This is a genomic window from Kosakonia sp. 1610, from assembly GCF_050435845.1.
GTDB lineage: Bacteria > Pseudomonadota > Gammaproteobacteria > Enterobacterales > Enterobacteriaceae > Kosakonia > Kosakonia cowanii.
Genome location: NZ_JBNDKZ010000005.1, coordinates 187918 through 213425, shown reverse-complemented (window position 1 = coordinate 213425; position 25508 = coordinate 187918). Strand labels below are relative to the sequence as shown.

The window sequence follows — 25508 nt, the reverse complement described above, 5'->3', positions numbered from 1 at the left end:
CTCACGTGACCGTAAGGGAGTTATGCACGAATTGCGCGCGATGCTCAAGGAAGGAATGATGAAAGGAAATTGCGGCGGCAGCAGAGGATGCTCTGTTGCCGCGCGAGGCAATTTACTCTTTTTCCGGTGGGAAGATGAGGTTCAGGACGATAGCGGTGATCCCGCCTGCTGCGATGCCGGAGGAGAGCAGATTTTTCAGCCAGTCCGGCGCAAATTGCAGGATCTGCGGCTGCTGCGACACGCCTAAACCCACCGCCAGCGACAGCGCGATAATCAGGATCGCGCGGCGGTTGAGCGGTTCGCGGGAGACAATGCGCACGCCGGAGGCGGCGATAGTACCGAACATCACCAGCGTGGCGCCGCCGAGTACCGGCTCCGGTAACTGCTGCACAAAAGCGCTCACCGCCGGGAAGAGGCCGAGCACCATCAGCATCACCGCGATAAAGAAGCCGATATAACGGCTGGCGACGCCGGTCAGCTGGATCACGCCATTATTCTGGCCAAAGCAGGAGTTGGGAAAGGTATTGAACACCGCAGAGACAAAGGAGTTAAGACCATTCGCCAGCACGCCACCCTTAAGCCGCTTCATGTAGAGCGGGCCGGTAACAGGCTGTTCAGAGACGTCGGAAGTGGCGGTGATATCGCCGATGGTCTCCAGGGAGGTGATCATAAAGACCAGCATCAGCGGCAGCAGCAAGCTCCAGTCAATGCTCAGGCCGTAATAGAGCGGCGTCGGTACCATAAAGGTACTCTCCGGCGCGTTGTACTCCGGCAGCATGCCCATAAACATCGCCAGCACATAGCCGACCGCCATCGCGATCACCAGTGAGGCAATGCGCAGATAGGGGTTGCGTTGGCGGTTAAGCAGGATAATCAGCCCGAGCACCACGCCTGCCAGCAGCAGGTTTTTCGGCGCGCCGAAAGTGTGGTTACCCATGGCCGCGAAGCCGCCACCGACGGAGGTCAGCCCAACCTGAATCAGCGACAGGCCGATAATCATCACCACCACGCCGGAAACCAGCGGGGTGATAATGCGGCGCGCCAGCGGCAGAATACGCGAGATAACCATCTCGGTGCAGCTTGCCAGCATCAAGGTGCCAAACAGCGCCGCCATCATCGTCGGCACATCGGCACCGCCGGTTTTCAACGCCGTACCGCCCATAATCAGCGGTGCCACGAAGTTAAAGCTGGTGCCCTGGATTGAGAGCAGCCCGGAGCCGACCGGGCCCCAGGCTTTAATTTGAATCAGCGACGCGACGCCGGAAGCGAAGAGCGACATGCTGAGAATATGTTGAGTGTCCTGAGCCGGTAAACCCAGCGCCTGGCAGATCAGCAGCGCGGGCGTGATCACGCCAACGAACATTGCCAGCAGGTGTTGCAGCGCCGCAAACAGCGTTTGCGGCAGCGGGGGACGATCTTCAAGGCGGTAGATCAATTCGCTGGGTTGAGTCTTCGCAACCGGTTGCGCATTTTCCGACTCGATGGTGTTTACGGACATCTCAAGCTATCCCCTGATGGAAAAGCGCTGATTTTATCGGACTGAATGGTAAAAGCAAACGGTTGCTTCGGCTGGAAGCATACTTTTCTAACGGAGGTTGATCTCACACCATCAGGTTCTAAAAATCAGGCGTTGGAGTAGCGTTCGGTTTCCGGCATCCAGCGGTCAATCAGCGCTTCTGCCAGCTGCGGGTAACGTTCGTGAATATGGCGCGCAACGCGCTGAACTTCGGGGATCATTGCCTGGTCGCGCAGCAGATCGGCCACTTTAAATTCGGCATTGCCGGTCTGGCGGGTGCCCAGCAGCTCGCCCGGGCCGCGGATCTCGAGATCTTTTTGCGCAATTACAAAACCGTCGTTGCTGTCGCGCAGCACCTGCAGGCGCTTTTGCGCGGTTTTCGACAGCGGGGATTTGTAGAGCAGCACACAGTGTGAGGCCACCGCGCCACGTCCGACGCGCCCGCGCAGCTGGTGGAGTTGCGCAAGACCAAGACGTTCGGGGTTCTCAATAATCATCAGGCTGGAGTTCGGCACATCCACGCCAACTTCAATTACCGTGGTGGCCACCAGCAGATGAAGCTCGCCCTGTTTAAAGGCCTGCATCACCGCCTGTTTCTCGGTCGGCTTCATGCGGCCATGTACCAGCCCAACGTTCAGCTCCGGCAGAGCCAGCTTTAACTCTTCCCAGGTCGCTTCCGCCGCCTGGGCTTCCAGCAGATCCGACTCTTCAATCAGCGTGCAGACCCAGTAGGCCTGGCGACCTTCACCGGTGCAGGCGCTGCGGACACGATCGATAATCTCGCTGCGACGCGTATCGGGAATGGCTACCGTGGTCACCGGCGTACGACCCGGCGGCAGTTCATCAATCACCGAGGTATCGAGATCGGCATAGGCCGTCATCGCCAGCGTTCGCGGGATTGGCGTGGCGGTCATAATCAACTGATGGGGATGAAAGCCCTGCTGCTGCCCCTTTTCCCACAGCGCCAGCCGCTGGTGGACGCCAAAGCGGTGCTGCTCATCAATAATCACCAGTGCCAGGCCGTTAAACTGCACCTGCTCCTGGAAAATAGCGTGGGTGCCGACGATCATCTGCACCTGACCGCTGGCAATCGCCTCTTGCTGCGCCTGGCGGGCTTTGCCTTTCTGCTTACCCGCCAGCCAGCCAACTTCGATACCGAGCGGCGCAAACCAGGCGCGGAAATTGTTGGCATGCTGCTCCGCCAGCAGTTCGGTCGGTGCCATCATCGCCACCTGCTTGCCATTGGCGATTGCGCGTAGCGCCGCGAGCGCGGCCACCAGCGTTTTACCGGAGCCGACGTCGCCCTGGACCAGGCGCATCATCGGCATATCCAGCGCCATATCGCGTTCAATTTCCGCCACCACCCGCGCCTGTGCGCCGGTTGGTTTAAAGGGCAGGGAGGCGAGCAGTTGATCTTTTAACGTATCGTTAGCGGCGAGCGACTGCGCATGGTAACGCTGCGCACCGGCGCGTAGCGCCAGCATGCTCAGGTTATGTGCCAGTAGCTCTTCGAGAATCAGTCGGCGTTGAGCGGGATGCTGCCCGCTCTCCAGTTCGCTTAATTGCAGCGATGGCGGCGGGCGATGCAGCGTATGCAGCGCCTCCGGCAGGCTCATCAAACCCTGCGCCAGCTCCGGCGGTAGCAGTTCACTGATGGCGCAGGTTGCCAGCAGCTCCAGCGCCTGATCGGTTAATTTGCGCAGCGTGGCCTGCTTAACGCCTTCGGTCGTTGGGTAGACCGGCGTCAGCGTCTCCTGAAGCTCCGGAGTGCTGAGATCGCCCTGCACCTTATACTCCGGGTGGATCATCTCCGCGCCATACTTTCCGCGTTTCGCTTCGCCGTAAGCCAGCACGCGGCGGCCAACCGCAAGGCTGTTTTTCATCGCCGCGTTGAAGTTGAAAAAACGCATGGTCAGCATGCCGGAGCCGTCGCTAATCTGGCAGGTCATCATCCGGCGACCGCCGAACGTGACGTTACAGTTCAGCACTTCGCCTTCTACCGTGGCGTAAATGCCCGGCAGCAGGTCGGCAATGGGGTAGAGTTGGGTTCGATCTTCGTAACGCAGGGGAAGGTGTAACAGCAGATCCTGAACGGTGTGCAGGCCAATTTTCGCCAGCTTGCTGCTCTGCGCCGCGCCAACGCCGGTCAATGAACTCAGTGGCACCGCATCGAGCAGCTTCCCTTTCATCGGTTACCTCGAAGCCTGCATGGTAGCCCACCACGTCGGGTCGGCTTCAATCTGCCCCTCATTATTGACATGAGGGTAAGACAGGCCTTTTTGTTTCGCGACGCGGGCGAGCACAGGGTAGCCGCCTTCGAACAGCAGGCGCTGCTGCTCGGCGTCCGGCAGCATGCTGTTTTCACGCTTATACATACCGGCGTTTTGCCGCTGGCGCTGCGCTTCGTAGAGAATGAGCGCCGAGGCTACGGAGACATTGAGTGACTGCACCATGCCCGTCATCGGAATGATGATATCCCGATCCGCGAGATCCAGCGCTTGCTGGGTGATCCCAGTTTTTTCCTGACCCATCAAAATACAGGTCGGACGGGTATAGTCGATCTCACGGAAGTCGACGGCTTTATCCGACAGATGGGTAGCCAGGATCTGCATGCCGCGCTGCTTGAGCACGCCGACGGCGTCTTCAATGGTACGGTGAGTTTTAACATCCACCCAGCTGTTGCTGCCCGCGGCGGAAGAGGCCATGGTGCGCATGCGGTTCCCCGGCCAGACAGCGTGCACTTCATGCACGCCGACGGCGTCCGCAGTACGGATAATGGCAGAGACGTTATGAGGTTTGTGGACCTGCTCCATGCAGACCGTCAGATCCGGCTGACGCCTGGCGAGCATCTCGCGGATTCGCGCATAACGCTGAGCATTCATACAATCAGTTTCGGTTACGGGTGACTTTAATCACATCCGGCATCACGCGGATTTTACGCATGATATTCGCCAGATGAACGCGATCGCGCGCCGTCAGGCGGATGAACGCGCTATAAACGCGGCCATCTTTCTCTTCCGTATTCAGGCTCTGAATATTGGAAGTGGCGGTGTTAATGGCCGCCGTCAGGTTCGCCAGCGCGCCCTGGTGGTTAAACATATCCACCTTGATCTCGGTGATAAACTCCTGCGCCGTCTCTTTATCCCACTCCACGGCCATAAACTTCTCTGGCTCTTTCTGGTAGCCACGAATATTACGGCAGGACTCATGGTGGATAACCAGCCCTTTACCGGGGCTGACGTGGGCGACAATCGGGTCGCCAGGGATCGGGCGGCAGCATTTGGCGAAGGTGATCAGCACGCCGTCTGCGCCTTTAATCGGCAAGTGCGCGGTGTTTGCGCCAGTCGGTGCGGCGGTGCCCGGCGTGGCTTCCCCCTGCTGCAGATTTTTCGCCACCACAACGCTCATCGCGTTGCCAAGGCCGATCTCTGCCAGCAGATCGTCAAGCGACGCCAGCCGCATACGCTCCAGCTCGCGCTGAATATGCTCCTGCGGAATTTCCGCCAGCTTGCGGCTTCCGCCCAGCGCGTGATTCAGCAGACGACGACCGAGGCTTACGGAGTCGTCGCGCTTGAGGTTCTTCAGCATCTGGCGGATCTTCGCGCGCGCTTTCGAGCTGACGACAAAGTTCAGCCAGGCGGCATTCGGGCGGGCGCCCGGCGCGGTGATAATCTCCACCGTCTGGCCGCTGGAGAGCGACTGCGACAGCGGGTAGGGCTGACGATCGACGCGCGCGCCAACGCAGGCGTGACCGATATCCGTGTGCACCGCATAGGCGAAATCCACCGGCGTCGCGCCAGCAGGCAGTTCGACAATGCGGCCTTCAGGGGTGAAAACATAAATCTCATCGGGGAAGAGATCAGATTTAACGCTTTCGATAAATTCGAACGAGCTACCGGCGCTCTGTTGCAGCTCCAGCAGGCTCTGCATCCAGCGCTGGGCACGGATTTGTGCGGTGGTGCTGCTTTCGCCATGTTCTTTATAAGCCCAGTGCGCGGCAACCCCCATTTCCGCCATTTGATCCATATCTTCAGTACGAATCTGCACCTCGACCGGTACGCCGTGCGGGCCAATCATTGAGGTATGGAGGGATTGATAGCCGTTCGCCTTGGGGATGGCGATATAGTCTTTTACGCGACCGGGACGCGGCTTGTAGAGGCTGTGCATCTGACCGAGTACGCGATAGCAGGTATCGAGATCGTGAACAATAACGCGGAAGGCGTAAATATCCATGATCGAGTGAAAACGCTGCTCTTTCAGCACCATCTTGCAGTAGATGGAGTAAAGGTGCTTTTCCCGCCCGCTGACGCGGCAGGGAATACCCGCTTCCTGTAAACGCCCTTCGATTTCCGAGAGGATTTTTTGAATCATCTCTTTGCGGTTGCCGCGCGCGGCTTTTACCACTTCTTTGATCACGCGATAGCGGTTCGGGTAGAGCGCCTCAAAGCCCAGCTCTTCGAGCTCGGTTTTGATGTGATGGATACCTAAACGGTGCGCCAGCGGACTGTAGATTTCGAGGGTTTCACGGGCGATGCGGCGACGCTTGTCCGGGCGAAGGGAGCCCAGCGTGCGCATATTGTGGGTGCGGTCAGCAAGCTTGATAAGGATGACGCGGATATCCTGCACCATCGCCATGATCATCTTGCGAAAGTTTTCCGCCTGCGCCTCTTTTTTATCCTGGAATTTGAGCTTATCCAGCTTGGAGACACCCTCCACCAGCTCGGCAACGCTTTTGCCAAAGAGCTGCTCCATATCCTGGTAGGTGGCGGGGGTATCTTCAATCACGTCATGCAGCAGCGCGGCCATCAGCGTTTCGTAGTCGAGTTTCATCTCGGCCAGAATACAGGCCACCGCTACCGGGTGCGTGATATAAGGTTCACCGCTTGAACGTGTCTGACCCTCGTGAGCGTCACGTGCAACGAGATACGCCTGCCTGAGACGTTTGATCTGGTCTTCAGGCAGATAGTTTTGAATCAGCTGATTCAGGCTTTCAAACAGATACAAGGGTGACCTGCAGGTTAATTAACGACGACCTTCAGCAATGGCGGTAACAGCCTGCAGTTCTGCGGCTTCCTGCTCTTGCTGTTCCTGGCGCTCACGTACATCAAGGATCTGGTTGTTAATCAGACCTTCTTCGATTTCGCGCAGCGCGATAACGGTGGTTTTATCGTTTTCTTCCGGTACTAACGGATCTTTACCGCCAACCTGCATCTGACGAGCGCGACGCGCGGCGACCAGCACCAGGTCAAAACGGTTACCAACTTTCTCTACAGCGTCCTGAACAGTTACGCGTGCCATACTTAAAATGCTCCACAGGTGAAGAAATGACTGGGCATGATACTGAAACCAGGCTCAGTCTGCCAATAGTTTGCTGATTAAAGCGTCATGTCGCTGCTTTTGGCGGCTCATGCGCAGACGTTCAGCGCGGATAATGGTTTTCAGATCGCCCAGGGCGGTATCGAAATCATCATTCACAATCAGGTAATCATACTCGGCGTAATGGCTCATTTCGGCAACCGCCTGCGCCATACGTTTCGCGATCACCTCTTCGCTATCCTGGCCGCGGCCACGCAGGCGGCGATCCAGCTCCAGCTTCGACGGCGGCAGAATAAAGATGCTGCGCGCCTGCGGCATGCGGGTGCGAATTTGCTGCGCGCCCTGCCAGTCGATATCAAGAAACACATCGACGCCCGTTGAGAGCACTTGCTCAATCGTCGCGCGTGAGGTGCCGTAATAGTTGCCAAACACTTCGGCATGCTCAAGAAACGCATCCTCACTAATCATCGCTTTGAACTCATCGTGATTAACGAAGAAGTAGTGTTCACCGTGTACTTCACCCGGACGCGGCGCGCGCGTGGTGTGCGAAACAGAAACTTGCGTGTCGTATAACGGTTGGGTTTTCAGCAAAGCCTGGATGAGGCTTGATTTACCCGCGCCGCTGGGGGCGGAAACAATATAGAGCGTGCCTTGAGCCATGAGAGTCTTTTGTATGTGAATGCGATAGGAACTTACATACGTGCCTATTATACACATCGCCGCTACGTGACGTAGCTTTTGTCACCCGTTTTCCCATCAATGATTCGATTTTGCGTACTGCTTTCCTGTTTTTTATGCACGTTTTCATTGCTATGTAAGTTTCCCGGAAGCCCGCTCGCATCCTGCCTTTTTCCCACTCGAAAGCGCTCAAGCACAGCGTTATAACCACTCCGCAATCACAAGGGAGAGGCATGATGTGGAGAAGCGTTGGAGTCACTATTTTTCTACTGCTATGGAGTGCGTTTAGCCTGGCGGCTTGTCCGGTCTGGTCGCCATCACGGGCGCAGGAGGAGGTAACGCGCCTGAAACAGCAGCTCAGCAGATGGAACGACGATTACTGGTCCAGAGGCGCAAGCGCGGTGAGCGATGATGTTTACGATCGGATGAGCGCGCGCCTGGCGAACTGGCAGCGCTGTTTCAACGTGACATCCGCAGACATTGCGCCTGCTATGCCGGGCGGAAATCTCAATCATCCGGTTGCCCATACCGGGGTGCGCAAACTGACGGATAAATGGGCGTTGCAGCAGTGGATGAGGGGAAAGCAGGATCTGTGGGTGCAGCCGAAAGTGGATGGCGTTGCCGTCACGCTGGTCTATCGCAACGGCAGGCTGGCACAGGCTATCAGCCGGGGTAATGGCCTTGCGGGCGAGGAGTGGACAGCAAAGGCGCAGGCCATCCCCGCGATCCCGAAAACCGTCACCGGTGCGCTGGCGAATAGTGTCTTGCAGGGTGAACTCTATTTACGCCGCAAGGGGCATATCCAAAAACAGGCCGGGGGTCTCAATGCCCGAGCAAAAGTCGCCGGCGCGATGATGCGGCACGACAACCCGGAGCTGCTTAATGACCTCGCTTTTTTTGTCTGGGCCTGGCCCGATGGCCCTGCCACTTTAGCGCAGCGGTTGGTGGCACTGAAAAAGGCGGGCTTTGAAGAGGCGCACTACTACAGCGCGCCGGTCAACAGCGTGCAGGAGGTGGAGCGTCTTCGCCAGCACTGGTTCACCTCGCCGCTGCCCTTCGTCACGGATGGCGTGGTGGTGCGCACCAGTGCAGAGCCTGCGGGCAAAGCGTGGTTACCTGGTCAAAGCGACTGGGTGGTGGCCTGGAAGTATGAACCGGTAGAAGAGGTGGCAGCGGTAGAGGATATTCAGTTTGCCATCGGGCGAACCGGGAAAATTTCCGTTGTCGCGCTGCTGGAGCCGGTAAAACTGGATGATAAGCGCGTGCAGCGCGTGAATATTGGGTCCATTCAGCGCTGGCAGGCGTTAGATATCGCACCGGGCGACCATATTGCCGTCACCCTTGCCGGGCAGGGGATCCCGCGCGTGGAGCGCGTGGTCTGGCGCAACCTTGTTCGACAGCCTCCCACGCCGCCACAAGCTCGCTTTACGCCGCTGAGCTGTTTTTATGCCACGCCGGATTGCCAGCAACAGTTTATTGCCCGTCTCTCCTGGCTTAGTTCTGACAAGGCGCTGGAGATAGCTGGATTGAGCGAGAGCGGCTGGCGAACGCTGCACCAGGCGCACCATTTTGAACATCTTTTCTCCTGGCTGGCGTTGACCAAAGAGCAGTTGCAGGCCACACCCGGTATGTCGCCCGCGCGCGGGCTGCAACTCTGGCACCGTTTTTCCTTAACGCGGGAGAGGCCGTTAAGCCGCTGGCTTCACGCGCTCGGTACGCCGCTGCCACAATCGGCGATCAATGCCGCGGGCGATGTTTCATGGCGGCAGATGCGAAGCCGCGATGAACTGGCCTGGCAACAACTACCCGCCATCGGCGCACAGAAAGCGCGTCAGGTTGTCGCTTTTATCCGCGAGCCGGCGGTTGAGCAGCTCACGGCCTGGCTTGCGAAGCAGGGCGTAAAAGCTTTTCAGTGAGCATTATGCTTGTAGTGAAACACCGGCAGGCCCAGCTTCCAGCGAATCGCCAGCAGGCGGCTGGTAAAGCCAAACAGCAGGGTGGTAATCACCACGATGTCGTGGTTGGTGACGACATGGCTTAGCGCGATATAGAACACGGCGGCAGCAAACGCGATCCCGGCATAGAGTTCTTTCTGGAAGACGAGAGGAATGCGCTTACAGAACATATCGCGCAGCACGCCGCCAAAAACACCGGTGATAACGGCCGCAATCACGGCGATGATCGGGCCTTCGCCCATATCGAGCGCGATTTGCGCCCCGATAATAGAAAATACCACCAGGCCAAGTGCATCCAGCACCAGAAACAGGCGGCGCAGGTGGGGCATTACCGGGGCAAAGATTGTGGTCAGCACCGCGGCGACGGCCACGATGATCACATACTCCGGGTGCTTCACCCAGCCGAGCGGATAGTGGCCAAGCAGGATATCGCGCACCGAACCGCCGCCAAGCGCGGTCGCGGTGGCAATAATAATGACGCCAAAGGTGTCCATACGACGTCGCCCGGCGGCCAGCGCGCCGGTCATGGCTTCGGCAGTGATGCCGATCAGATAGAGAATGTGTAACAGCATGCCGCCCCCATAAATTCAGTGCGGGCAGGGTAATGATTAAGCAGGAAGAGGGCTATTGAGATTTTCTAACGAGCGGTGTTTCGGATTAGCTGAGGTAATGTCCTTCATAGCGAATGGTTGTTATTATTGAATTGATTTTAAATGAATTAATTAAAATTTTACTGAGGTGGTTACCGGGCTTGCAAAGCTGCTATCGATAAATAATATGCAGGTTTAAGTATGCCAAAAAAGGCCCTTACGTGCTTTTTAATGAGACAGGATGTTTATTTGAGAGTCTCAATCTATATTGGATGGCACAGGAAACTAAAGCCGTTCAACAACAGTACAGGCTTGCACAATCACAAACATCAAAAGGTGCGCAATGCTTTTGTTATGCCCAATGCACAATAATGCTGCAAACTATTGTTTATCGAAAAATATCAAAGAGATACTGCATCAAAATAAGGCGTTATCAGATTATGCGTTTTGCCGACTGACTGTGCATAAATGGGATAATGGTGTTAAAACCGGTTCTCCTCATTACTTCCTTGAAAAAGAAGATGTGCAGGCGTTAGAGCTTCCATTTACTACGTTTATTGATCTGAACGACAGGGACAAAGAAAAAAATCGCTAAACGACCGCTTTGTCATTCTGAAAATGCGGCGGCTTTTATCGACCGTTTGCTCGGAGTGTATTGCACCGTTGGAAGCATTAGATCTGTGGGATGATTAAAATCAGGGTGCCTTGGGGAACTTTTTTATATTAACGCACTAATTACATGTAACACCCTCGCATGCATAAGAGTATTCAGCGGCTCAGCAGCCAGAGAAATAGAGGATTGTAATGAGAATAAAGAAAACGACCTCTGCCATAGCTTTCATGATGATATTGAGCTCGGCTAATACTGTGGCTGATATGCGCCCGCATTCACTGTGGGATTTTATTAGTACCATGCGTAAATCCTTAGCGGATATCAATGTTGCTACGCTTAACCGCTTGCCCGTGACGTTTTGGCTCAAGGATCAGAACGAGTACATCAATTTTTACGGTGCTGGGGATGTCGCATTTTCTGCTGCGGGAAGGGCAACCGGTACTGAATTAAGGCTGAGCAGAGATCCGCATGAAAAAACGTTGCTGTTTATGTTCCACTGGCGGGGTGAGTGCCTGACCCGGAGTGAAATCAAAAAGCATTATCCGATGCTCACGAGCACTGACACTCCACGAGGCCATTCATTAAATGAAGTGACCAGCTACACGACGCCTGCCGGTGCGTCTGGCGAGAGCGTGACGTTCAGCTTTACCGCTAAAATGCCAGATTGCCTGAGTGAAGTGATTATCAGCCGGGAGGGTTGACGGCGTACAAGCTTGTCAGCCACGTCGGAGGTGCACTAGCCTTACCGCCACGCTACGTGCATCGGCGCCCATTCGGAGCAAAATAACCAATATTCCCAATCCCTATAATTAATTGCCTCTTTAATTAAAATATTATTCTTTCTTATCAAATCCTTTAAATCAGGCGGTATTGCAAAGGCGAAACTCTTTCTTTACTAATGTACCAGTACGTTATTATTTGTGTCGTTCATGAAATATGCTGTACTTACTCTAATTTCATTCCTGCCTTCAATGCCGAATTTTATTGAAATAGGATTTGTCTGTATATGAAAGATAATCATAGTATGTTTCTATATCAATTATTGATATATTCAGCAGCGAGCGCGCATCAATTATGTACAATCATAAGAGCCGCTTCGTTATCTGACATTACTTGTTTCAACTGGCTGCGAATGGCGTGTGCGACACGAGCGTACCTGCGTCTGCGGTAGCCATAGCCTTGTTATAAAATTTCATAAAACTTGCGACGTGTCTTAACTGAAACTGCAAAGTGTTTCTGGCAGATGCCTGCTGCGTTGTCAGCACCCTGAAAATAGTGAGTTATTTGCTGCTGTGTTGTGATTTATAGAGCATCGCTGATCGGATCTGTGGTTCTGGTTTGCGATGCGATCTCCACTACTGCGCACTGGGTGGGCCGCTCCGTAAAGGTAAATTCAAAAAATTTAATACATTATAAACTGCATACTTATCTGGCTCCCCAGAAGGGGGCCAGAAGTTGCGCATCCGTTCCCTTTTGGCATTAGCGACATTTGTTTCAGAAAGCAGAGTAGGTCTCGTAATTGGACGGAACAGTAAAAAGCGCTAATTTTGAAAAACTCACAGTAAGATGACTTCAGTGAGGCCACGATCAAGTTACACAGAACAACATATCAACATATCAACATATCAACATATCAACATATCAACATTATTAGAATAAATTAATCGCTTGGCTATAAATGGCAATAAAATCAGGAAAATCATATTTATTAAAAGGCGTAATCACACCTGATTCATTGAATAAGCATTTTTTTGAAATACACAGACATAAAGATAATACATAATAATAAAAAACATACTTTCCGGAATATTATTTTTTATAATGCATGCTTAATGTTATTTAGAGGTGTAAGGGTTCCTTTATCCACACAAAGTGGCGTTTCTTTAGTCTTGTCTTATTAGAGTTTATATTCTCTTCGATGGGTACATTCATTTTGCTAGTGATGGCACAATTCTGAAATACCCTCTCCTGTGTCGATGTTGAACTCATGGATGCTACCCTGGCCTGATCGGCTGGCTTGTCGTGTTGGGCGCAAAAATCGGCGGCCCGATTGGGGCCTGTACTGGAATGGTGATCGCCGCACTTCCGGCGGCGGATAAGGAGAATGGTATATCAAGTGGGAAAGCTAACCCTACGCATCGCCACTTTATGAGTGAGGTGACTCTCTTGTATCGAAAAAGAGAAAGCAGAGGATGAGGCTATATTGATGGTTTTATAAGGAGATCAAAATGAAAACATTGCGAAGGCTAATTTGCAGTCTCCTCGCAGGGCTGGCACTCTTTTCTGTTGTAATACCTGGTCACGGAAGCACGAATATGAAACAAGCAGCGCCGGAAGTTTATTTTAGTGGCACGCAATTACAGCTCGCTCAGGCGATTGCCGAGCATAATTTGTCTGAAGTAAAAGCCTTGTCAAAAAGCACTGATTTAAATAAACCCGGCAGTCAGAGCATGACTATGCTGATGTACGCGCTGTTAGAGGCGACAAACGGCGATGGCCGCTCTCTGTCCATTGTGACGGGGCTGGTCAAAGCGGGCGCGGATCCGCTACAGGATATTCCTGATTTTGGCAGCCCGGCGGCCGTGATGGCGAGCTCAAACGACCCTGCCTATATCAAAGCGCTGATTGACGGTGGTCTAAGCCCAAACGCCATGACCAACTACCAGCCGTTAATTTTTAACTCCGCTTCAGACAATTCGTTTGCCGTCCTGAAGTATTTATTGTCAGCTGGCGCCGATGTCAATAAAACCGACAGCGCCGGTAAAACGGTATTGATGTCCGCCCTGGCTGGCATGGAACTGGACCAGGTTGAGTATTTGCTGAACCATGGTGCTAACCCCAATATCGAAAATCAGAATGGCTTAAATTTTGGGAAAATGCTCTCAGATGTTATCGATCGTGAAAAAGATAGCGATAAAAGAACCGTCAATAAATTAGAAGAGATTCATAAGGTTGCCATGCGCAAAGGGTTGCACTGGCCGCCAGCTAAAGACTGAATGGTGCTTCACAATACTTACCGCTCCTGTCCGGGGCGATAATTTCATCTGTGCTTTATTGTCTTTACTAGTGAACGCGTTTTTTACTCTGTTATGAAAAGAAGTCTTACGTAACGGCGCAGCGCACCACGTATGGTTATGACGCTTTCGGTCGACGCAGCTGGAAGCAGGATGCATTCGGCGTGACGACCTTCTTGTGGGATGGCAATCGGCTGCTGAGTGAAACGCGGGGCGCGCGCAGCCATCTCTGGGTTTACGAAGACGACAGCTTCGCGCCACTGGCGCAAATCAGCCTGCAGCAGGGCGGGACGGAGCACGACGTGGAAGTTTACTGGTATCACAAAGATGTGTCCGGCATGCCGCGTGAACTGACCGGCGCGGGCGGCGAAATCGCCTGGCGGGCTGAATACCGCAAGTGGGGCAATACGCTACGTGTGGAAGATATCGCACCGCGCAGCGGTGAGCCGGTGCATCAGCCGCTACGCTACCAGGGGCAGTACTTTGATGCCGAGAGGGGTTTGCACTATAACCGTTTCCGCTACTATGATCCGTATGCGGGGCGCTTTATCAGCAGGACCCAATAGGGCTCGCGGGTGGGATAAACCGGTATCAGTATGCGCCGAACCCGCTGGTTTTTATGGATCCTTTCGGTCTTAGTTGGTTAGATATTATAAAAAGTAATGGACATATTGTTCCATCGGATATGGTTAACCCTCATGGACATCATATTGTTTTTAAGGGTGCTTACAAAAAAAATCCGGATATGCGTACGCAGCTAAATCGCAGTAGGAAGATTCTTAAGATCTATAATATTGATATAAATGATCCGGCTAACCTAATGGTAGCTAATAATGGTAAAGGCGTGCATACTGTTCCAAATGCGGAAAAAGTTGCAGACATATTAGAAAAGGAACATTTAGCTATATCAGATCAAGTGAAAGATAAAATTATCAGCCATTCTGAAGCGACTGGAAAAATGAAATGCAAACTTCAAGAAGCTGGTAAAGATTTTTTCGGAGAGTATAGGTGAACTATTATGAGCAAATTATGGGAAGTTTTTGAAGAAGATCTAGAGCGCGCCGTGCGTAACGATTATTTGAAGATAGTTAAAAACTTGAATGAGAATGTTTATTCTGTTGCCCTCGTCACAGATAGTTTTGCAAAGTCATTGTTTTTGGCGTTAAACACATATGAATCTTTAGCTAAAGTTAAAGAGAAATATATTAGAGAGATAAAACCAAAAGAGGATTATTTTAAAAATGTTTTAAAATGGACTCCTTCCGAATGGGCTTATGGGAATGATGACTTAAATGATTCTGAAATCAAAAATATAAGTCACAAGCTTGCTCAGATAGACGATAGTTCAGATGAGTTTCAGGCGGAATTTTATGAATCGCTTACTGGTGTGTTAAATACGTTAAAAAAATCAGGGCTTTTCCCCGAAAACGATTTTACCTTATTTATCTCAGTAACTGATGATGATAGATCTGAAGCAGTAGAAAATTATTCTGCCCAGTTATTAAATTCCAAAGATGTTTTCATGAAATTTAAAGAAAGATACTCTGATCAGCCTGCGTGAGGATCTTCTTCTAGTTTTTTGATAGTAAATAATAAAGCGGCCAGCATCATCTTGACGACTACGATGCACTGGGCCGCTTGACCTGTGTCCATGAAGGACTCTCTGCCTTTAATCCAGACTATAATCACCCAAGCGATAACGGCACGAATTAAAGTGGGCTACTTTAATGATTGATGAACAATATGTAAAAGTTACATTCTATTTAAACCAGGATGAGGATGGTTATCCGCCGGTTAACTATGAGTCTGTATGGTTAAGAAAGAATGAGCAAGGAGAATATGAATTGGATAATATACCGTTTTATATATATGGCGTAAGTAAGTGCGATGTATTAGCATTTCAGGAAAATAAAGATGAGTTTGTTGTGAGTGGCGTTTTGCGAAATAATGGCCACTCAACTATGCGTATTTATATGAATGTGGAAGAGCAGAAAAGTAATGTTATATCTGCCTTGCAGTTATTAGGTGGGGTTACTAACTCAGCTAACGCTTCGCCATTATTTAGTCTTGATATCCCTCCTTCGGTGTCTATTTCGGGTATTGATCTTTTTTTAAAAGATAAGTTGGATGAAGGCATCCTTGACTATGAAGATGCTTGCCTTCAGCATACAGGCATAGATGAAAAAAGGCTGAAAGAGTGTAAGGCGCTTACAAATATAAAGTATTTAAATCATTGAACATATAGGAGGGTGTAAATGAGGCCTGTATTATTATTTGGAAAAAAATATAATCTTAATCTCAATGTATAAAAGCCTCTTAGTTAGATATTTAATAATGTTTGTCAAGGGGGGTAAATAAAATCTCCCTGAGATTTTAAATAAGAAAGGCAAGGAGTGTAGGTTTGACCTTAGAAGCTGATTTGAAAAAAAATGCTAAATTCAGCAATGAATCTGAAGTGGCTGCTTTTAATGAAACACTGAAAAAAATGACTTTGTCTAAAGATGCTAATTATATCGAAATAATGCTATCTTATCTTGATGATGACTGCGAGTACGGTGATGTAATGAAAAATATCATTGGCATGGCCGAGACATTTGAGGTTTGTTCGTATATAAATGCTGTCGTTCATGTTATCGATGACCTTAAAGAAAAAGCCCCTGATTGGCTTGAAGTTATACATTATAGAATTACAAACGCAAAACCACATACAGAAGCTTACAAAGAAAAATTAAGACTACTTAACTATCCTGAATATTTGATTAATTATCTGAAGGATTTTCTGGACGCAAATCCAGAAAAATTTTCTGAAGTAGAATATATTCTTTCTGAGAATCCTTAAGCAGGGTTAATCTTTAACAGTATGCGCCGAACCCGCTGGGTGGCTTTAATATCGCTGGTTAGCGAAGGCTTTAGCAAATGGCAACGTTATACCTAATGGCATGACAAGGTCCCATGATGATGAGTTTTTTTTAAGGGAAACATTAAAGAAATATCTGGCTCCGCATTTAGCAAGATAGAAGCCTACCCTCAAAAAGCACGGCATTGATCCTGTAAATGATCCAGAAAATCTTATGATGACTAATAATGGAGAGGACGTCCGCACAAAAGAAAATGAAAAAAAGTGGCAGACGCATTAGACAAAGATGATAAAAAATTTTAAGGAAATAAGTAAGCGTGACGGTTTTTCATGCAGTGGTAAAAATGGTCTTCTCAAAAAGAAGTTACAAGTAATTGGGTATGAAATATTCGGATGAAATAGATAATGGAAAATTGGCATAGCACGCAATTGGACAATTTAAATAAATTAATCCAAGATGAGTTTTTAGAGTTATATAAAAAATACAACCAAGGCGATGTTATTTACGGAGTCGTCCTGGTACTAGACGATGATGGGTTGACAAGCTATATGGCTGTATCTACTAAGAAGAGCATTGAAAAGATGCACAAAGGAATAGAGTGGGAAGGTTATTCTTGGGTGCAGGGATTTTTTGATGATAATGATGATGTGGGAGTTCGTTCATTTACTCCTGTAATGATGGATCATTACTATGAAGAGATTCAGCCTTTATTATCAAAAGGTTATGATTTTGATGAGGAAAGAAAAAGAAATCTTAATCTCTATATAAGTGCTATGAAAAAGGCAAAGCAACAGTTATGTAATTCTGTTGGAAGCGATGTAAACAGCATGGTTTTTTACATTACTATTCCCGGTGAGCCTGAAATTGATCGCGATTCGGCTATAGAAATTAATGAGCCTTCTGATAATTTAAACTGGTTTTTAGAAACTTACAAAGAATTGTTATGATCTTTAAAAAGGCCTTTAGTGGCCTTTTTAATTACTTGATATAATTTCATTCTCATATAATGCATATCTACCGCTTAAAGAGTAAACGCTGGAATTACTATTAAGCAGCAATTTTTCTGGAACATGGAGCATCAGCTTGCGGAATCCGTCGCAGTTTGTAACGGCGCAGCGCATCACGTATGGTTACGACGCTTTCGGCTGACGCAGCCGGGATTGGTTTGGCGTGACGGCAAGAGGCCAGTGGTAGTGTAAGCACACTCGATGTAGTTCCTCGCACTTTTTAGGTTGCATGTTTTTCTGCCATCAGCCGGTACTCTCTCTATGTCATTTTATTCAGAGGCTTATGAAGCCAATCGCTGTTGTCTCTGCCATTGCTCTGTGATTTCTCACGCTTTATCAGGGTCCTAAACAGATAAAAACCCATCATTTCTGTCAGGTACGTCCTGTTACCGTTCGATAAAGGCATTCTGCGTCGGCCTTCCCGGTTTGATAAATTCCAGTATTAAGCCATGCACTTTAGCGTGCTGCGCCAGCATCAGTGATTTTAAATACATGCTGTAGTGATATATAAAAAGACCATGATTTACTATGGCCTTTTTGTCCAGATGCGACTTAGTGAGACAACGCGAGATCGCGTGAAACGTTACTCGATATTCTGAATCTGCTCGCGCATCTGCTCGATAAGGACTTTCAATTCAATAGCCGAGTTGGTCACTTCCGCATTGATTGATTTAGAGGCCAGCGTGTTCGACTCGCGGTTGAACTCCTGCATCATAAAGTCGAGGCGGCGACCCACAGCTTCCTTCTTCTTCAGGATGTTGTAGGTCTCTTTCACATGCGCTTCGAGCCTGTCCAGCTCTTCGGCAACGTCGATACGCTGCGCCATCATTACCAGCTCTTGCTCGACGCGGTTGTTTTCCAGCTGTACCTGCGCCTCTTCCAGCTTGCTGACCAGGCGCTCACGCTGCCATTGCAGGATTTGCGGCATATGGGCGCGCACGTTTTTGACTTCGGTGCTGACGCCTTGCAGACGCTGCTCGATCAGCGCTTTCAGCGCCTGGCCTTCGGTTTCACGGGCGACGATAAAGTCGTCCAGCGCGCCATCCAGCGCGGCGAGGATTTCAGCGGTAATCGCATCGAGATCCTGCTCCTGAGCCGCCATCACGCCAGGCCAGCGCAGAATATCGACTGGATTAATTTCACCCTCGTCGCTCTGCATTTTTACCCAGTTCGCGGCGGTGACCAGCTGCTTAGCCAGTTTTTCATTCAGAATCAGCTCGCCCTGCGCGCTGGCGTCCGGCTCAAAGCGTAAGGTGCATTCCACTTTACCGCGGGTCAGACGGGTACGCAGACGCTCGCGGACAACGGGTTCAAGGCTGCGGAATTGTTCCGGCAGGCGGAAGTAAGTTTCCAGATAACGCTGGTTAACCGAGCGCAGTTCCCAGGAGGCGGAGCCCCATGCACCCTTGATTTCACGCCGGGCGTAGGCGGTCATACTGCGGATCATAGTCGTTCCCGTTTTGAAGGAGAGATGCGGAGGATTATAGCTTTGGTGGCCTTATCAGGATAGGAATAACCAGGGTTAGCCAGTATAATGCGCAGCCACATTCGTAACAGCCGGAGAAATCATCATGCGTCCAGCAGGCCGAAGCGCCACTCAAGTGCGCCCCGTCACCCTGACCCGTAACTACACAAAACACGCAGAAGGTTCCGTGCTGGTGGAATTTGGCGACACCAAAGTGCTCTGCACCGCCTCCATCGACGAAGGTGTTCCACGCTTCCTTAAAGGCCAGGGCCAGGGCTGGATCACTGCCGAATATGGCATGTTGCCGCGTTCGACCCACACCCGTAACGCTCGTGAAGCGGCGAAGGGCAAGCAGGGCGGACGTACCATGGAGATCCAGCGCCTGATCGCGCGTGCACTGCGCGCGGCGGTCGATCTGAAAGCGCTTGGCGAATTTACTATCACCCTCGATTGCGATGTTCTGCAGGCCGATGGCGGTACCCGTACCGCGTCGATCACCGGTGCGTGCGTGGCGCTGGCCGATGCGCTGAACAAGCTCATTGCCGCAGGCAAGCTGAAGACCAACCCGATGAAAGGCATGGTCGCGGCCGTCTCTGTGGGCATCGTCAATGGCGAAGCGGTGTGCGATCTGGAATATGTTGAAGACTCAGCGGCTGAGACCGACATGAACGTCGTGATGACCGAAGATGGCCGCATGATCGAAGTGCAGGGCACCGCAGAGGGCGAGCCCTTCACCCACGAGGAACTGCTCGCGATGCTGGCGCTAGCCCGAGGGGGCATTGAGTCCATTGTCGCGGCGCAAAAAGCGGCGTTAGAAAATTGATTTTGAGGGCGACGATGAGTCGCCCTTTTTTTTGCGCAACATCCGGCCTTCAAGCCTGCTGTCTGCGCAACGCACTTTGCTAAATTTTTAAATCATCAAAACAGGAAGAGGAGCGGATCCATGAAAGCGTACCAGCGTCAGTTTATTGAATTTGCGCTTAACAAACAGGTACTGAAGTTCGGCGAGTTCACGCTGAAATCCGGGCGCAAAAGCCCCTATTTCTTTAATGCCGGGCTGTTTAATACCGGGCGCGATCTGGCGCTGTTGGGCCGTTTTTACGCTGAAGCGTTAATGGATTCCGGGATTGATTTCGATCTGCTGTTTGGCCCGGCTTATAAAGGCATCCCGATTGCGACCACCACCGCGGTGGCGCTGGCAGAGCATCACGAGCGCGATGTGCCTTACTGCTTTAACCGTAAAGAAGCCAAAGATCATGGCGAAGGCGGTAACCTGGTCGGCAGTGCGCTGCAGGGCCGTGTGATGCTGGTGGATGATGTGATAACCGCCGGTACGGCGATCCGCGAGTCGATGGAGATTATTCAGGCTAACGGCGCGACGCTCGCTGGCGTGCTGATCTCGCTCGACCGTCAGGAGCGCGGCCGTGCAGAGATCTCTGCGATTCAGGAAGTTGAGCGTGATTACGGCTGCAAGGTTATTTCCATTATTACGCTGAATGACCTGGTGGATTATCTGGAAGAGAAACCGGAATTAGCCGATCTGGTCGCCTCCGTGCGTGCGTATCGCGAAGAGTACGGCGTCTGAGTAGCTACCCGGCAGCAGGCCTGCCGGGTTTCGCCTTACAGAAGCTGTGCGCCCTGCGTGTTGACATACAGGGCGTAAATCGAGGTGCTGGCGGCCATAAAAAGCCGGTTTCGCTGCTCACCGCCGAAGCAGAGATTGGCGCAGCGCTCGGGCAGATGAATCATACCAATCGCTTTGCCCTGTGGGTTAAACACCCGGACACCATCCAGCTCGTCGCTGCCCATACCCCATCCGCACCATAAATTGCCGTCAACATCGCAGGCGATACCGTCCGCGGTGCCGTTGCCACAATCAATATGCACCCGCTTATTTTGTAACTGCCCGCCGACAATGTCCCACGCCAGTATTAAACGATTAGGCGTGGCACGGCTCTCCACCACATAGAGGATTTTCTCGTCCGGCGAGAAGCAGATGCCATTCGGCCCGCGCACATCGCCCAGCACCACTTCCAGCTTGCGGGTTTGCGGATCGAGACGATAAACATTCTGCGGCAGCTGCGGTTCGGCTTTATGTCCTTCATAAAAACCGGTAATGCCAAATGGCGGGTCGGTAAACCAGATTGAACCGTCTGATTTGACCGCGAGATCGTTCGGCGAGTTGAGCGGCTTACCATTGAAGCTATCCGCCAGCGCTGTGATGGTGCCGTCGTACTCCGTGCGCGTAATGCGCCGCGTATCGTGCTCACAGCTGATCAAGCGCCCCTGGCGATCGCGGGCATGACCGTTGGCGTTATTTGCCGGTTTGCGAAAAACAGCGGTCTCGCCGGTCTGCTCATCCCAGCGCATCACCGCATTGTTGGGGATGTCGCTCCAGAGCAGCATGCGCATATCACCAAACCATACTGGCCCTTCCGCCCAGCGACAGCCGGTGGCGATTTGCTCTACTTTTGCACTGGAGACCATATATCCGCGAAAAGCATCATCGAGCGCGACCACGCGCGGATCGGGGTAGCGCGGCGCAGGTGTCCAGGCAGCGAAGCTCTTTTGACTCAGTAACAGGGAGGCGGTAGCGATACCGCTCAGCTTTAACAGTTCCCGACGAGATGTTGTCATCCGGTCTCTCCTTCTTGCTTTTGTAGGGTATCGAAGCGGTGATTTGTTTCAGGAATAACCAGGTGCCTGAAGGAGCGTAGAGAATCGGGAAGGGTGCCACATCTGGCATTGTTACGAATTACGTTGGGCTTTTACACAGAATGGCGGGAAATGCGAATGCAGCCACAGAGGCTGCATAGAGTGATTACTGTAATTGCAGAAGTAACAGCGGCCAGCGCGCGTCAAAATCGTCGGTCGGGCTATATTTGAACTCGCTGCGCACATAGCGCGACAGCATCCCTTCACAGAAGGCCAGCAGCTGGCTTGCCAGCAGCGTTTCGTCGGTTGCATACCCTTCGCCTTCACGCATTTTGCGTTCGCGCAGCACCTGGCGCAGCTGCGCTTCGATACGCTCAAACAGCTGGTTAATGCGCCCTTGCAGGCGATCCTGTTCAAACATCAGCGCATGGCCGGTCATGATGCGCGTCAAGCCGGGATTACGTTCGCCGAAGCCCAAAATCAGTAAGACAATCAGACGCAAACGCGCAGTCGTGTCTTTTTCATCTTTTAAGATCAGGTTGATGCGGGTAATCAGGCTATCTTCGATAAACTCGATCAGGCTATCGAACATGCGTGTTTTGCTGGGAAAGTGACGATACAGCGCGGCTTCAGAGACGCCGACTGATGCCGCCAGTTTCGCCGTGGTAATACGTTGGCTTCCATCGCTGGATTCCAGCATTAACGCCAGAGATTGAAGTATTTCCTCACGGCGATTCTTTTTCGCAGTCTGTTTTTCTGCCATGTTCTAAAAAACCCCAGAAAATAATCACTTGTCAGGCGAGCAACCACACAACGGCCGCAAATGCCTGGCATTTGCGGTCATCTTATCGCGTTATAGTGTTGTGTAATGCGTTAAATAGCGCGGATTATTGACGCCCGGAGTGGCCAAAGCCGCCTTCGCCACGCACGGTGGCATCGAACTCTTCCACCAGGTTAAATTCAGCCTGCACCACCGGTACAAAGACCATCTGCGCGATACGCTCGCCAGGCACAATGGTGAAGCTCTCTTTTCCACGGTTCCAGACGGAGACCATCAGCTGCCCCTGGTAATCGGAATCAATCAGCCCAACCAGGTTGCCCAGTACCACGCCATGTTTATGACCCAGGCCCGAGCGCGGCAGAATCACGGCGGCAAGCGTTGGGTCGGCAATGTGAATCGCCAGACCAGTCGGCAGCAGCGTGGTGTCGCCTGGCGCCAGCTCTACGGCGTCATCCAGACAGGCGCGCAGGTCAAGACCGGCGGAGCCGGAGGTGGCATAGGTCGGCAGCGGGAACTGCTCACCCACGCGCGGGTCCAGAATCTTAACGTCGATTTTTTTCATCATAACGGGTAACAATCTCGTCCAGTAATAGGTGTCCCAGCAGCGCTTTGCGCTCCAGCGGCAAGCGCTTATCGCCATCTTGCCAGAACAGATGTAATGCGTTGTTGTCGCTATTAAAGCCTTGATTAGATTGCGAAACATCGTTGGCGCAAATCAGGTCGAGGTTTTTGCGGGCGCGTTTCTGCCGGGCGTATTCTTCCACATTATTCGTTTCCGCGGCAAACCCAACAACATAAGGTCGATGGCTGGTGAGCGCCGCAACGCCGGCGACGATATCAGGGTTTTTCACCATTTTTATTGTGATTTCATCGCCTTGCTTTTTAATTTTCTCCGGTGCGATCTCGCTGGCGCGGTAGTCTGCGACCGCTGCACAACCGATAAAAATATGCTGCTGCTGGGCGCGCTGCTGAACCGCCGCCTCCATCTCAAGGGCAGTGGTCACATCCACGCGCTGAACAAAGGCGGGCGTAGGCAGCGACACCGGGCCTGAAACCAGCGTCACATTCGCGCCGCGTTTCGCGGCCGCTTCAGCAATGGCGAAGCCCATTTTGCCGGAGCTGAGATTAGTGATGTAGCGCACCGGATCCAGCGGTTCGCGGGTCGGACCGGCGGTAATCATAATGTTCAGATGTTGCAAATCCTTGACCGGCGAGAAGTGAGCCGCGGCCATATCAACGATGGTCAGCGGATCGAGCATGCGGCCCGGGCCGACATCACCGCACGCCTGGCTACCGCTGTCTGGCCCCCACAACAGCAGGCCGCGCGAAGCGAGCACCTGTAAATTGTGCTGGGTAGCGGCGTTGCGGTACATCTGCTGATTCATCGCCGGAACAACCGCAACTGGTGACGGGGTGGCCAGGCAGATGGTTGAGACCAGATCGTTTGCCATGCCCGCTGCGACACGGGCGATTAAATCAGCGGTGGCGGGTGCCAGAATCACCAGATCGGCCCATTTACCCAACTCGATATGCCCCATTGCCGCTTCCGCAGCGGGGTCGAGCAGGCTGTCGGAGACCGGGTAACCGGAAACGGCCTGCAGACTCAGCGGTGTGATAAAGGCTTTGGCGGCCTCGGTCAGCGCCACGCGGACTTCCGCGCCGCGATCGCGCAAGCGACGCACCAGCTCAGGCGCTTTATAGGCCGCGATACCGCCGCTTACGCCGAGGACAATTTTTTTACCCGCCAGAGTTGTCATGATTCTTTCCCGTTGGATTCGCCAGAGGTTGGGGATTTTATCACAATCCTGATGTCGTCGTGCCTATGCCCGTAAACCACTTTGCGAGGCGCTACGCAACGTTGAAAAGTGCCATTCGATGAGCATTCCCGGATGTGGCAGCATGAGTTTCTGACAGGGAGGTGTGGATATGGCGATTGTGTTAATTCCTCAAAAGCCGCGCGAAAAAATGATGCAGCTGGGCGTTGAGTCCCTTACGGACGTTGAGTTACTGGCGCTGTTTTTACGCACCGGCGCGTGCGGGAAAAGCGTACTTACGGTAGCGCGGGAGATGCTAAACCACTTCAGCTCGCTCCACTCTCTGCTCTGTGCCGACTATGATGAGTTTCGGTTTATCTCGGGCATTGGTGTCGCCAAATATGCGCAGCTCAGGGGCATCGGCGAGCTGGCGAGGCGCTCCTACAACGCGCGTATTGCCGAGGAGAGCTCTCTGCTGAGCCCGGAGATGGTGCGGGAGTTTTTGCAGAGCCAGCTGGCGAACGAAGAGCGGGAGGTCTTTATGGTGATCCTGCTTGATAACCGCAACCGCATCATCAAACATGCCCGGCTTTTTTCCGGCACGATTAACCACGTTGAGGTGCATCCGCGAGAAATTTTACGCGAAGCGATAAAATTCAATGCGGTCGGCGTGATCCTCGCGCATAATCACCCCTCGGGTAATGCTGAGCCCAGCAGAGCAGATAAGGCCATCACCGAACGAGTGATAAAATGCTGCCAACTCATGGACATTCGCGTTATTGATCATCTGGTCATTGGTCGCGGCGAGTGCGTTTCTTTTGCGGAACGCGGTTGGATTTAGACCACTTTGCGCGATCCATCGGGATCTTTGTCTGTTCGGGACTTGAGCACACCGCCGAGTCAGCGTATACTACGCCACCTTTGAGAATCTCGGGTTTGGCATTTGGGCCTGGCAATCGAGAGTTCACATAGAACTGCGATGACCGGGCTGTAAAGCCTGACGAGGCGCCAATACCCCATACGAAGCTCGAGCTAATTTGATTTTTGGAGAATAGACATGTCCCGAGTCTGCCAAGTTACTGGCAAGCGTCCGGTGACCGGTAATAACCGTTCCCACGCACTGAACGCGACTAAACGCCGTTTCCTGCCGAACCTGCACTCTCACCGTTTTTGGGTTGAGAGCGAAAAGCGTTTTGTCACCCTGCGTGTATCTGCTAAAGGTATGCGTGTAATTGATAAGAAAGGCATCGATACAGTTCTGTCTGAACTGCGTGCCCGTGGCGAAAAGTACTAAGTACTTAAAGGA

24 protein-coding genes and 2 pseudogenes are annotated in these 25508 nt (G+C 52.1%); 13 read left to right on the top strand and 13 right to left on the bottom strand.

Annotation, left to right across the window (positions count from 1 at the left end; translation table 11 throughout):
- Window positions 1-112: 112 nt before the first annotated feature.
- From ABIC80_RS15780 to gmk, 6 genes are all read right to left on the bottom strand, one after another.
- Window positions 113-1498, bottom strand: coding sequence for a nucleobase:cation symporter-2 family protein (locus tag ABIC80_RS15780; RefSeq protein WP_200134853.1), 1386 nt, complete (start codon window positions 1496-1498; stop codon window positions 113-115).
- A gap of 125 nt (window positions 1499-1623) precedes the next feature.
- Window positions 1624-3705, bottom strand: a complete 2082-nt coding sequence (gene recG / locus ABIC80_RS15775; protein ID WP_200134854.1) for an ATP-dependent DNA helicase RecG — start codon at window positions 3703-3705, stop codon at window positions 1624-1626.
- Between the two features lie 3 nt (window positions 3706-3708).
- Window positions 3709-4398 (bottom strand): tRNA (guanosine(18)-2'-O)-methyltransferase TrmH, encoded by a 690-nt coding sequence (gene trmH, locus ABIC80_RS15770; RefSeq protein WP_042715012.1) that lies wholly within the window; start codon window positions 4396-4398, stop codon window positions 3709-3711.
- A gap of 4 nt (window positions 4399-4402) precedes the next feature.
- A complete protein-coding gene (gene spoT / locus ABIC80_RS15765) occupies window positions 4403-6520 on the bottom strand; it encodes a bifunctional GTP diphosphokinase/guanosine-3',5'-bis pyrophosphate 3'-pyrophosphohydrolase (RefSeq protein WP_042715011.1) in 2118 nt (705 codons plus the stop codon).
- An 18-nt stretch (window positions 6521-6538) separates the two neighbouring features.
- A complete protein-coding gene (rpoZ, locus tag ABIC80_RS15760) occupies window positions 6539-6814 on the bottom strand; it encodes a DNA-directed RNA polymerase subunit omega (RefSeq protein ID WP_007369481.1) in 276 nt (91 codons plus the stop codon).
- Between the two features lie 54 nt (window positions 6815-6868).
- Window positions 6869-7492: a guanylate kinase gene (gene gmk / locus ABIC80_RS15755; protein WP_042715009.1), complete on the bottom strand. Its 624-nt coding sequence runs from the start codon at window positions 7490-7492 to the stop codon at window positions 6869-6871.
- Between the two features lie 254 nt (window positions 7493-7746).
- Between gmk and ligB the strand changes: the two genes are divergently transcribed.
- Window positions 7747-9426 carry an NAD-dependent DNA ligase LigB gene (ligB, locus tag ABIC80_RS15750; RefSeq protein ID WP_429177824.1) on the top strand — a complete coding sequence of 560 codons (1680 nt, stop codon included), beginning with the start codon at window positions 7747-7749 and terminating at the stop codon, window positions 9424-9426.
- Here the strand turns inward: ligB and ABIC80_RS15745 are convergent.
- Window positions 9420-10037: a trimeric intracellular cation channel family protein gene (locus tag ABIC80_RS15745; RefSeq protein ID WP_042715004.1), complete on the bottom strand. Its 618-nt coding sequence runs from the start codon at window positions 10035-10037 to the stop codon at window positions 9420-9422. The genes ligB and ABIC80_RS15745 overlap by 7 nt on opposite strands.
- A 361-nt stretch (window positions 10038-10398) precedes the next feature.
- Here ABIC80_RS15745 and ABIC80_RS15740 point away from each other — a divergent pair, with 361 nt between their 5' ends.
- From ABIC80_RS15740 to ABIC80_RS15705, 8 genes and pseudogenes are all read left to right on the top strand, one after another.
- Window positions 10399-10650 carry a hypothetical protein gene (locus ABIC80_RS15740; protein ID WP_429177771.1) on the top strand — a complete coding sequence of 84 codons (252 nt, stop codon included), beginning with the start codon at window positions 10399-10401 and terminating at the stop codon, window positions 10648-10650.
- 209 nt (window positions 10651-10859) lie between these two features.
- The gene (locus ABIC80_RS15735) at window positions 10860-11369 is read left to right on the top strand and encodes a hypothetical protein (RefSeq protein ID WP_326899056.1); all 510 of its coding nucleotides are present in this window, start codon (window positions 10860-10862) and stop codon (window positions 11367-11369) included.
- Window positions 11370-12983: 1614 nt separating this feature from the next.
- Entirely contained in the window at window positions 12984-13664 is a 681-nt protein-coding gene (locus ABIC80_RS15730; protein ID WP_429177822.1) for an ankyrin repeat domain-containing protein, read from the top strand.
- 119 nt (window positions 13665-13783) lie between these two features.
- Window positions 13784-14694: pseudogene (locus ABIC80_RS15725) on the top strand (RHS repeat-associated core domain-containing protein); the annotation flags it as partial.
- 6 nt (window positions 14695-14700) lie between these two features.
- Entirely contained in the window at window positions 14701-15243 is a 543-nt protein-coding gene (locus ABIC80_RS15720) for a DUF4303 domain-containing protein (protein ID WP_326899055.1), read from the top strand.
- A 166-nt stretch (window positions 15244-15409) separates the two neighbouring features.
- Entirely contained in the window at window positions 15410-15919 is a 510-nt protein-coding gene (locus tag ABIC80_RS15715; RefSeq protein WP_429177769.1) for a DUF4265 domain-containing protein, read from the top strand.
- Between the two features lie 164 nt (window positions 15920-16083).
- Window positions 16084-16521, top strand: a complete 438-nt coding sequence (locus tag ABIC80_RS15710) for an Imm30 family immunity protein (RefSeq protein WP_326899053.1) — start codon at window positions 16084-16086, stop codon at window positions 16519-16521.
- A gap of 423 nt (window positions 16522-16944) precedes the next feature.
- Complete coding sequence (locus tag ABIC80_RS15705) at window positions 16945-17487, top strand: hypothetical protein (protein WP_429177767.1); 543 nt, start codon at window positions 16945-16947, stop codon at window positions 17485-17487.
- A 368-nt stretch (window positions 17488-17855) separates the two neighbouring features.
- On the opposite strand, the pseudogene ABIC80_RS15700 reads toward ABIC80_RS15705, so the two are convergent.
- A pseudogene (locus tag ABIC80_RS15700) lies at window positions 17856-18029 on the bottom strand (integrase core domain-containing protein); the annotation flags it as partial.
- 101 nt (window positions 18030-18130) lie between these two features.
- Window positions 18131-18994, bottom strand: coding sequence for a YicC/YloC family endoribonuclease (locus tag ABIC80_RS15695; RefSeq protein WP_429177765.1), 864 nt, complete (start codon window positions 18992-18994; stop codon window positions 18131-18133).
- A 124-nt stretch (window positions 18995-19118) separates the two neighbouring features.
- Here ABIC80_RS15695 and rph point away from each other — a divergent pair, with 124 nt between their 5' ends.
- Both rph and pyrE read left to right on the top strand, forming a co-directional pair.
- On the top strand, window positions 19119-19835 hold the full coding sequence (rph, locus tag ABIC80_RS15690) for a ribonuclease PH (RefSeq protein ID WP_042715001.1): 717 nt from the start codon (window positions 19119-19121) through the stop codon (window positions 19833-19835).
- Between the two features lie 120 nt (window positions 19836-19955).
- Window positions 19956-20597 (top strand): orotate phosphoribosyltransferase, encoded by a 642-nt coding sequence (pyrE, locus tag ABIC80_RS15685; RefSeq protein ID WP_094418916.1) that lies wholly within the window; start codon window positions 19956-19958, stop codon window positions 20595-20597.
- Between the two features lie 35 nt (window positions 20598-20632).
- Here pyrE and ABIC80_RS15680 read toward each other — a convergent pair whose 3' ends face one another.
- The 4 genes from ABIC80_RS15680 to coaBC all read right to left on the bottom strand — a co-directional run bounded on the left by ABIC80_RS15680 (window position 20633) and on the right by coaBC (window position 24205).
- Window positions 20633-21649, bottom strand: coding sequence for an SMP-30/gluconolactonase/LRE family protein (locus ABIC80_RS15680; protein ID WP_429177763.1), 1017 nt, complete (start codon window positions 21647-21649; stop codon window positions 20633-20635).
- Window positions 21650-21833: 184 nt separating this feature from the next.
- On the bottom strand, window positions 21834-22430 hold the full coding sequence (gene slmA, locus ABIC80_RS15675) for a nucleoid occlusion factor SlmA (protein ID WP_042714996.1): 597 nt from the start codon (window positions 22428-22430) through the stop codon (window positions 21834-21836).
- A 124-nt stretch (window positions 22431-22554) separates the two neighbouring features.
- The gene (gene dut, locus ABIC80_RS15670) at window positions 22555-23013 is read right to left on the bottom strand and encodes a dUTP diphosphatase (RefSeq protein WP_042714993.1); all 459 of its coding nucleotides are present in this window, start codon (window positions 23011-23013) and stop codon (window positions 22555-22557) included.
- Window positions 22991-24205, bottom strand: coding sequence for a bifunctional phosphopantothenoylcysteine decarboxylase/phosphopantothenate--cysteine ligase CoaBC (coaBC, locus tag ABIC80_RS15665; protein WP_042714991.1), 1215 nt, complete (start codon window positions 24203-24205; stop codon window positions 22991-22993). Before coaBC ends, dut begins: the two co-directional genes overlap by 23 nt.
- A 169-nt stretch (window positions 24206-24374) precedes the next feature.
- On the opposite strand from coaBC, the gene radC reads away from it, so the two are divergent.
- Entirely contained in the window at window positions 24375-25043 is a 669-nt protein-coding gene (gene radC, locus ABIC80_RS15660; protein ID WP_042714990.1) for a RadC family protein, read from the top strand.
- Window positions 25044-25259: 216 nt separating this feature from the next.
- A complete protein-coding gene (gene rpmB / locus ABIC80_RS15655) occupies window positions 25260-25496 on the top strand; it encodes a 50S ribosomal protein L28 (RefSeq protein WP_002436699.1) in 237 nt (78 codons plus the stop codon).
- Window positions 25497-25508 lie beyond the last annotated feature (12 nt).

Coding starts and splice junctions, on each gene's coding strand:
- ABIC80_RS15780 (WP_200134853.1), bottom strand. CDS start 1,498: ATGTCCGTAAACACCATCGAGTCGGAAAATGCGCAACCGGTTGCGAAG.
- recG (WP_200134854.1), bottom strand. CDS start 3,705: ATGAAAGGGAAGCTGCTCGATGCGGTGCCACTGAGTTCATTGACCGGC.
- trmH (WP_042715012.1), bottom strand. CDS start 4,398: ATGAATGCTCAGCGTTATGCGCGAATCCGCGAGATGCTCGCCAGGCGT.
- rpoZ (WP_007369481.1), bottom strand. CDS start 6,814: ATGGCACGCGTAACTGTTCAGGACGCTGTAGAGAAAGTTGGTAACCGT.
- gmk (WP_042715009.1), bottom strand. CDS start 7,492: ATGGCTCAAGGCACGCTCTATATTGTTTCCGCCCCCAGCGGCGCGGGT.
- ligB (WP_429177824.1), top strand. CDS start 7,747: ATGTGGAGAAGCGTTGGAGTCACTATTTTTCTACTGCTATGGAGTGCG.
- ABIC80_RS15745 (WP_042715004.1), bottom strand. CDS start 10,037: ATGCTGTTACACATTCTCTATCTGATCGGCATCACTGCCGAAGCCATG.
- ABIC80_RS15740 (WP_429177771.1), top strand. CDS start 10,399: ATGCTTTTGTTATGCCCAATGCACAATAATGCTGCAAACTATTGTTTA.
- ABIC80_RS15735 (WP_326899056.1), top strand. CDS start 10,860: ATGAGAATAAAGAAAACGACCTCTGCCATAGCTTTCATGATGATATTG.
- ABIC80_RS15730 (WP_429177822.1), top strand. CDS start 12,984: ATGAAACAAGCAGCGCCGGAAGTTTATTTTAGTGGCACGCAATTACAG.
- ABIC80_RS15720 (WP_326899055.1), top strand. CDS start 14,701: ATGAGCAAATTATGGGAAGTTTTTGAAGAAGATCTAGAGCGCGCCGTG.
- ABIC80_RS15715 (WP_429177769.1), top strand. CDS start 15,410: ATGATTGATGAACAATATGTAAAAGTTACATTCTATTTAAACCAGGAT.
- ABIC80_RS15705 (WP_429177767.1), top strand. CDS start 16,945: ATGGAAAATTGGCATAGCACGCAATTGGACAATTTAAATAAATTAATC.
- ABIC80_RS15695 (WP_429177765.1), bottom strand. CDS start 18,994: ATGATCCGCAGTATGACCGCCTACGCCCGGCGTGAAATCAAGGGTGCA.
- rph (WP_042715001.1), top strand. CDS start 19,119: ATGCGTCCAGCAGGCCGAAGCGCCACTCAAGTGCGCCCCGTCACCCTG.
- pyrE (WP_094418916.1), top strand. CDS start 19,956: ATGAAAGCGTACCAGCGTCAGTTTATTGAATTTGCGCTTAACAAACAG.
- ABIC80_RS15680 (WP_429177763.1), bottom strand. CDS start 21,649: ATGACAACATCTCGTCGGGAACTGTTAAAGCTGAGCGGTATCGCTACC.
- slmA (WP_042714996.1), bottom strand. CDS start 22,430: ATGGCAGAAAAACAGACTGCGAAAAAGAATCGCCGTGAGGAAATACTT.
- dut (WP_042714993.1), bottom strand. CDS start 23,013: ATGATGAAAAAAATCGACGTTAAGATTCTGGACCCGCGCGTGGGTGAG.
- coaBC (WP_042714991.1), bottom strand. CDS start 24,205: ATGACAACTCTGGCGGGTAAAAAAATTGTCCTCGGCGTAAGCGGCGGT.
- radC (WP_042714990.1), top strand. CDS start 24,375: ATGGCGATTGTGTTAATTCCTCAAAAGCCGCGCGAAAAAATGATGCAG.
- rpmB (WP_002436699.1), top strand. CDS start 25,260: ATGTCCCGAGTCTGCCAAGTTACTGGCAAGCGTCCGGTGACCGGTAAT.